Annotated in this window: 6 protein-coding genes; 3 read left to right on the top strand and 3 right to left on the bottom strand. The window is 54.3% G+C overall.

The window, feature by feature from the left end; translation table 11 throughout:
- Positions 1–3 precede the first annotated feature (3 nt).
- The 3 genes from rho to WCG50_RS16655 all read left to right on the top strand — a co-directional run bounded on the left by rho (position 4) and on the right by WCG50_RS16655 (position 3,458).
- Complete coding sequence (gene rho / locus WCG50_RS16665) at positions 4–1,269, top strand: transcription termination factor Rho (protein WP_336900719.1); 1,266 nt, start codon at positions 4–6, stop codon at positions 1,267–1,269.
- 100 nt (positions 1,270–1,369) lie between these two features.
- On the top strand, positions 1,370–1,651 hold the full coding sequence (locus WCG50_RS16660) for a type B 50S ribosomal protein L31 (protein ID WP_336900718.1): 282 nt from the start codon (positions 1,370–1,372) through the stop codon (positions 1,649–1,651).
- Positions 1,652–1,748: 97 nt separating this feature from the next.
- Complete coding sequence (locus WCG50_RS16655; protein WP_336900717.1) at positions 1,749–3,458, top strand: hypothetical protein; 1,710 nt, start codon at positions 1,749–1,751, stop codon at positions 3,456–3,458.
- On the opposite strand, the gene phoR is transcribed toward WCG50_RS16655, so the two are convergent.
- The 3 genes from phoR to WCG50_RS16640 all read right to left on the bottom strand — a co-directional run.
- Positions 3,455–4,801 (bottom strand): phosphate regulon sensor histidine kinase PhoR, encoded by a 1,347-nt coding sequence (phoR, locus tag WCG50_RS16650; RefSeq protein WP_336900716.1) that lies wholly within the window; start codon positions 4,799–4,801, stop codon positions 3,455–3,457. The two genes, WCG50_RS16655 and phoR, sit on opposite strands and share 4 nt — an antisense overlap.
- 45 nt (positions 4,802–4,846) lie before the next feature.
- The gene (phoB, locus tag WCG50_RS16645) at positions 4,847–5,590 is read right to left on the bottom strand and encodes a phosphate regulon transcriptional regulator PhoB (RefSeq protein WP_336900715.1); all 744 of its coding nucleotides are present in this window, start codon (positions 5,588–5,590) and stop codon (positions 4,847–4,849) included.
- A partial coding sequence (locus WCG50_RS16640; RefSeq protein WP_336900714.1) for a PhoU domain-containing protein occupies positions 5,587–5,827 on the bottom strand: 241 nt, incomplete at its 5' end. The genes phoB and WCG50_RS16640, both read right to left, overlap by 4 nt.

Here is a 5,827-nt window from a genome sequence, read left to right as displayed (position 1 = left end):
TCCATGCACTTAAACGAACTCAAGGCACTGCACGTGTCCGAAGTCCTCAAGCAAGCCGAAGAACTTGAGATTGAAAACACTGGCCGCATGCGCAAGCAAGAGCTGATGTTTGCCATCATCAAGAAGCGCGCTCGCACTGGCGAGCAAATCATTGCCGATGGTGTGCTGGAAATTTTGCCCGACGGTTTTGGCTTTTTGCGCAGTCCAGATACCAGCTACACCGCCAGCACGGATGACATCTACATCAGCCCGAGCCAGGTGCGTCGCTTTAATCTGCACACCGGTGACATGATTGAAGGCGAAGTGCGCACCCCCAAAGATGGCGAGCGTTACTTTGCCCTGAACAAGCTGGACAAGGTCAACGGTGGCGGCCCTGAAGACAACAAACACAAGGTGATGTTTGAGAACTTGACACCGCTGTTCCCCAATGTGCAAATGCGCCTGGAACGCGACAGCATCAAGTCTGAAGAGAACATCACCAGCCGCGTCATCGACATCATTGCACCCATCGGCAAAGGCCAGCGCGCCCTGCTGGTCGCACCGCCCAAGAGCGGCAAGACCGTGATGATGCAACACATTGCCCACGCCATTTCAGCCAACTACCCCGACAGCCACATGATGGTGTTGTTGATTGACGAGCGTCCCGAAGAAGTGACCGAGATGCAGCGCACCGTGAAGGGTGAAGTGATTGCCTCCACGTTTGACGAACCCGCCGCGCGCCACGTTCACGTCGCCGAAATGGTGATTGAGCGTGCCAAGCGCCTGGTCGAGTTGAAAAAAGACGTGGTTATTTTGCTGGACTCGATCACGCGTCTGGCGCGCGCTTACAACAATGTGGTGCCCTCCTCCGGCAAGGTTTTGACCGGCGGCGTGGACTCCAATGCATTGCAACGGCCCAAGCGCTTTCTGGGTGCCGCCCGTAACGTCGAAGAAGGCGGTTCGCTGACCATCATCGCCACGGCGCTGGTCGACACTGGCAGTCGCATGGACGAGGTGATTTTTGAAGAATTCAAAGGTACTGGCAACAGCGAAATTCACCTGGACCGCCGCCTGTACGAGAAACGCGTGTTTCCATCCATTCAACTCAACCGCAGCGGTACCCGCCGCGAAGAGTTGCTGCTGGCACCCGATATTCTGCAAAAAACGCGCATTCTGCGTCAATTCTTGTACAACATGGACGAAGTCGAGTCCATGGAGATGGTGCTCAAACAAATGCGCGCCACCAAGACCAATGGCGAGTTCTTTGACATGATGCGCAGAGGCGGCTAGGCTATAATCGATGGTTTTTCGCGATAAGTACGCCGAGCTTTGAATTGTGCAGAGGTTTGCTCAAGGGCTTGGTGCGGCTAGCGCAACTGATGGAGAAGATATGAAAGAAGGCATTCACCCCAATTACCGCGAAGTTTGTTTCCAGGACATGTCCAACGGATTCAAATTTGTGACGCGTTCTTGCGCCAACACCAAAGAGATGATCAAGATGGAAGACGGCCGTGACCTGCCGTTGTACAAACTGGATACCACCAGCGAGTCACATCCTTTCTACACAGGTACACAAAAATCTGTGGACAACATGGGTGGCCGTGTTGAGCGCTTCCGTAACCGTTTCGGCAAGACCGCAACGGCTAAAGTTGCAGAAGTCGCTGCTGAATAATTAAGCAAGCACTTCTAGTCAAAGGCAGCCCGGGTTACCGCGCTGCCTTTTTCTTTGGTTTAGCATTAAGATTTCTGTCAATTCCACCTCTCAAAGCGTGAATCCAACCACTCCCGCCATCGTTGCACAAAGGGCCGTCAGCCGTCTGCCGCGAGTAGCCCTCCTGTTGTTCTGCATCGCCTATGTGCTGCCGGGCTTTTTTGGACGCTCGCCCTGGAAAGGCGCCGACATGTCGGCCTATGGGTTTATGGCTGAGTTGGCGAATGGCCGCACGAATTGGCTTTCCCCTCATTTATTGGGGTTCACGCCCGACGTAGATGCCCTGCTGCCTTACTGGCTGGGCGCCTGGGCTATTCAAATCACGCCGACCTGGATTTCCCCTGATTTCGCAGCCCGCATACCGTTCATACTGCTGCTGACACTGACCTTATTCGCCACCTGGTATGGAACCTACTATCTGGCGCGTAGTCCTGAGGCGCAACCCATCGCATTTGCCTTTGGCGGCGAGGCACGTCCCGCCGACTACGCCCGCGCCCTGGCCGATGGTGGTTTACTCGCATTCATTGCCTGCCTGGGACTGGCTCAGTTGTCGCATGAAACCACGCCAGCACTGGCTCAACTTTGTTTCACGGCCTTGACTTTTTATGCACTCGCAGCCCTGCCCCACCACTCGGTGACACCGGCTCTGGCGGGTGGGTTGGGATTGGCGGGGCTGGCCTTGTCGGGGGCCCCAACATTGGCAGTGCTATTGGGCTCAGGTGGTGCTGTTATTCACCTGCTGGAGCATTCAACTACAACAGAAAACAAACTATCAAAAACGTTTTGTGTGGCGGGTATCGCACTGGTGACGGCGCTTGTCGCCCTGCTAGGTGTTGTTCTGAATTTGTGGCACTGGCGCATCGAATTACCTGAAGCCAGTTGGCAAGAGTGGCGCAGTTTGGGCCGCTTGCTACTTTGGTTTACATGGCCCGCGTGGCCGCTGGCAGTTTGGACATTGTGGCGGTGGCGTCACCAATGGCTCCGTGGCGGAGCACCCAGCCGCCATTTGGCACTTCCAGTGTGGTTTGCAGGTGTTGCGATTGGGGCGACGCTCACCACCACGGCAGCCGACCGATCTTTGCTCCTGGCCTTACCAGCATTGGCCGCACTGGCTGCGTTTGCCTTGCCAACTTTAGGCCGCAGCGTGGCCGCTCTGATTGACTGGTTCACATTGATATTTTTTTCAGGCTGCGCTCTTATTATCTGGATCGTCTGGATCGCCTTGCAAACCGGCGTACCCAGCCAACCCGCAGCCAACGTTGCACGACTAGCCCCCGGGTTTCAGCACAGCTTTTCTTTTGCACCTTTTTTAATTGCGATCGCAGCAACGTTGGCATGGGCTTGGCTGGTGAAATGGCGCGTTGGAAGACATCGTGCCGCGATCTGGAAAAGTCTGGTTCTACCTGCAGGTGGAGCCGCTTTGAGTTGGTTATTGCTGATGACGCTGTGGCTACCACTTCTGGATTTCGCCCGTAGCTACGCGCCTTTGATACGCCGAACCATGGTCGTCATGAAGCAGCAGCCTCGTTGTGTCGAAGAGTTGGGGCTGAGTCGAGGTCAGATTGCGGCCTTTCAGTTTCATGGGGAGCTAGTCGTCAAGCCACTGGGCTCGAAAACGAATTGTCCTTGGCTTATCGTTGACAAGGATGCCGCCAAGAGCACGGTCATCATCGCCGAAATGTCCCAGTGGACCTTCAATAGCGCGATTCGTCATCCTTCTGACAAGGATGAAGACCTGCTCCTCTACAAACGAATCACCCCACCTTAAAGAGGAAGTTTCACGCGGCTACTCGGAAAGACAAGGGTGAAAGTTGATCCTTTGCCAGGCGTACTTTCAATTTTTAAATCAGCGCCATGTCGCTGTGCGACATGCTTCACAATGGCCAGGCCAAGGCCGGTACCGCCAGTGTCTCGGGAGCGGCTTCTGTCAACCCGGTAAAACCGCTCGGTTAAACGAGGAATATGCTCAGGCGCAATGCCCGGACCGGTATCTGAAACCGAAAACTCAGCACGACCATCGGCCAACAAAATCGCTTTGACACGAATTTCTCCTGCAGGAGGTGTGTAGCGAATCGCATTGCCCATCAGGTTGCTCATTGCGCTCAGCAATTCATTGGGAGAGCCCACAAGTTCAGCATCCAGGAAAGCACCAAAGATCATCTTGTGCAAATGATCAACATTGGGGTTCAACACAGCAGATAAAGCATGTCCATCCTGCTCTAGTTGGCGCATCAAAGCCGGCATGGACAAGCAACCCGACGTGCCGGGCAATGGACTGCCCTCAAGCCGGGAAAGTATGAGTAAATCACTCACAAGTGTCTGCATGCGTTCAGCCTGTTGTGCCATCAAGGCCAAATATCGCTCACGTTCAACTTCGCTTAATGGCAGGGTTTGCAAGGTTTCCACAAAGCCACCCAGCACGGTCAACGGCGTGCGAATTTCATGCGAGACGTTCGCCACAAAATCTCTCCGCATGGCCTCCGCTTGGTCCAGGGCCGTTACATCCCTTGATAACAACAGCAAACGCCCTTCTCCATAAGGATGTAAATTAACAGAGAGGATGACAGGACGTGAGGGCGTGCTCTGACGCCCCGGCATCGTGATTTCTCCCGTGTATGAATGGCTAGCAAAATAATTTGCGAAACCAGGGTCACGAACAAGATTACCGATCTGTTGAAGCAAGTCGCGGTCTGCATCGAGACCAAAATGTGCCGCCGCCGTCTTATTGAACCACTCGATCTGTCCATCGGCATCCAGCAAAATCACGCCATTTGGCGAAGCCTGAAAAGCGGATAAAAAATCCTGAAGTTGCGCTTGAGTGTCGCGCGTCAGTTGCTCTTTAGCCCGAATCAGTCGTCTGACTCGACTTGAGACTTCGCCCCATAAACCGGTTCTCATGGCGACGTCGGAAGTATCGCCTAAGCGCATCCAGTGAAGCAAATGTGCCCCGCGCGAGAGGTCAACCAGAACCCAACCCAAACTACAAAGCATCACGCCGACCAAAACTCCCAAAAGGGAATCAACGGGGATATGCAGTGAGGAAACAAGGGACCAACCCGCAAGCGCCCCCACGAGCTGACAGCCTATAAAAGAAAAGAATCGCCAAAACATGGTCAAGTCACGGCTGTAGGCAAAAGCAAGGAAACGGTTGAACTATCAAACACTCGCCTGCTGTGGTGCTGCCGTCTGAAGCGAGACCAACGAATGAACTGACTGGGCAGTTAACCGGTAGCCAGCGCCGCGCACTGTTTCAATCATTTGCCCAGCAATACTGCCAAGGGCTTCTCGCAGGCGTTTGACGTGCACATCAACGGTGCGCTCTTCAATGAAAACGTGGTCACCCCAAACCTTGTCGAGCAACTGTGAACGGCTATGCACTCGTTCAGCGTGATTCATCAGGTAATGAAGAAGCTTGAACTCTGTCGGACCCAGTTTCAACATTTGCTCGTTGAACATGACGCGGTAAGTTGATGCGTCAAGGGACAAGGCGCCGATAGAAACAGCCCCCCCAACTTGCTCAGGCGCACGCCGCCGCAGAACAGCCCGAACCCTTGCCAACAATTCCTTGGTCGAAAACGGCTTGGTAATGTAGTCGTCAGCACCGGCATCCAGACCCGCAACGCGGTCCATCTCATCACCGCGAGCGGTCAACATGATGATCGGCACGTCTTTGGTTCGGGGATTGGAGCGCCAGCGTTTGGCCAGCACCAAACCGCTTTCGCCTGGCAGCATCCAGTCGAGCAAGATGACGTCAGGCAACACGGCATCCAACTCACGCTGCGCCGTGGCACTGTCCATGGCCCAGGTGGGGCGAAATCCGTTGTGCCGCAAATTTACGGCGATAAGCTCGGCTATCGCCGACTCATCTTCAACAATCAAGACTCCCGGTTGATGTCTCACTTCAGCACCGACTCAATCTGTTCCATCGAGGTGTGCCGAATGTCAGCACCTTTCACCACGTAGATGATCAGCTCGGCAATGTTTTTGGCATGGTCACCAATTCGCTCGATGGCTTTGGCCAGAAAGAGCAAATCAAGACTCGGCGAGATCATGCGTGGATCTTCCATCATGTAGGTAATCAGCTTGCGCACAAAGCCGTCAAACTCCTGGTCAATCAGGTTGTCTTCTTTCAGAATG

Origin of the sequence: Rhodoferax sp., assembly GCF_037143375.1 — a bacterium.
Lineage (GTDB): Bacteria > Pseudomonadota > Gammaproteobacteria > Burkholderiales > Burkholderiaceae_C > Rhodoferax.
Note: the sequence above shows the minus strand (reverse complement) of the source record. Positions and strands in the feature narration are given on the sequence as shown.

What these genes read in the sequence shown, in the direction of transcription:
- rho (WP_336900719.1), top strand. Translation starts at nt 4, where the DNA reads ATGCACTTAAACGAACTCAAGGCACTGCACGTGTCCGAAGTCCTCAAG.
- WCG50_RS16660 (WP_336900718.1), top strand. Translation starts at nt 1,370, where the DNA reads ATGAAAGAAGGCATTCACCCCAATTACCGCGAAGTTTGTTTCCAGGAC.
- phoR (WP_336900716.1), bottom strand. Translation starts at nt 4,801, where the DNA reads ATGTTTTGGCGATTCTTTTCTTTTATAGGCTGTCAGCTCGTGGGGGCG.